The following is an 804-nucleotide window of genomic DNA, read 5'->3' on the forward strand; positions in this document are numbered from 1 at the left end:
CCTATGATCCGGCGCGCGACGCCACGTTCAGTTCCTGGATGCCGCGGCAGATGGCGAGCAGCGGCACGCCGCGTTCGATCGCCCGGCGGATCAGCGGCAGCGTCGTGGCGTCGCGCGCCGGATCATAGGGGCCATTGGCTTCACTGGCGTCGCCGCCATAGAGCGAGGGATGCACATTGGATTTCGAGCCGGTGACCATGACGCCGTCGACCGACGACAGGAGTTCGTCGAAATCGAGCCGGTCGCCGAACGATGGCACCAGCACCGGGAACACGCCGGCGCCGGTGATCGCCGCTTCCAGATATTGTTGTGGGGCGGCGTGCCAGGTGTAGTTGTCGAACTGACGGACGTCGGTCGATATGGCGACGAGCGGCTGATGCATTTGGGCTCTGTGTTCCATTTGGGCAAGGGATACCTGCCTTCAAAATAGGCGATCCCACGTTATTTTTCCATGCCAAGTTTCGGCGTGTCGCATGGGCCACGAAACGGCCTGTTAGACTATAGTTGCAGTGCAGCCGGGCTTCGCCGTCAAATGGGGCCGGCCTGCTGGACTCGACTTCTTGCCTGTGTATTGTCTCGAACGAACCGACACGGAAACCGAGGATTTTCTGACGTCGGCCTGTTGATCCAAAAGGGAGGAACTTCATGGATCGTCGTTCATTCATTCGCAAGGCCGGTGTCACCGGCGTCGGTGCCGCGGCGGCGGCGGCCACGCTGGCGGCGCCTGCAATCGCCCAGTCCAATCCCAAGGTGACATGGCGGCTGGCGTCGTCCTTCCCGAAGTCGCTCGACACCATCTATGGG

The 804-nt window shown here is 62.1% G+C and carries 2 pseudogenes; one reads left to right on the forward strand and one right to left on the reverse strand.

From position 1 onward, the window contains the following. Positions 1 to 19: 19 nt before the first annotated feature. Positions 20 to 382, reverse strand: a pseudogene (locus tag EN884_RS37520) (gamma-glutamyl-gamma-aminobutyrate hydrolase family protein); the annotation flags it as partial. A gap of 263 nt (positions 383 to 645) precedes the next feature. On the opposite strand from EN884_RS37520, the pseudogene EN884_RS37525 reads away from it, so the two are divergent. Beyond that, a pseudogene (locus tag EN884_RS37525) lies at positions 646 to 804 on the forward strand (ABC transporter substrate-binding protein); the annotation flags it as partial.

Source organism: Mesorhizobium sp. M7A.F.Ca.AU.001.01.1.1 (assembly GCF_004022735.1).
GTDB lineage: Bacteria > Pseudomonadota > Alphaproteobacteria > Rhizobiales > Rhizobiaceae > Mesorhizobium > Mesorhizobium ciceri.